Annotated in this window: 1 protein-coding gene; it reads left to right on the top strand. The window is 41.9% G+C overall.

Annotated features, from left to right (window positions below):
• On the top strand, positions 1 to 229 hold a 229-nt coding region (locus GNE10_RS36670), incomplete at both ends, for a hypothetical protein (protein WP_185570596.1).

Genomic DNA, 229 nt, shown 5'->3' on the forward strand with positions numbered 1-229 from the left:
ATTAATATCAGACCAGTTATTGCATCAATCAAAGAATTCTTTGGTAGTTCACAATTATCTCAATTCATGGACCAAGCTAACCCGTTAGCAGAGTTAACGCACAAACGTCGTTTATCTGCTTTAGGGCCTGGTGGATTAACACGTGAACGTGCTCAAATGGAAGTGCGTGACGTTCACTACTCTCACTATGGGCGTATGTGTCCAATTGAAACACCTGAGGGTCCTAATA

Origin of the sequence: Nostoc sp. 2RC, assembly GCF_014222165.1 — a bacterium.
Taxonomy (GTDB): domain Bacteria; phylum Cyanobacteriota; class Cyanobacteriia; order Cyanobacteriales; family Nostocaceae; genus Nostoc; species Nostoc linckia.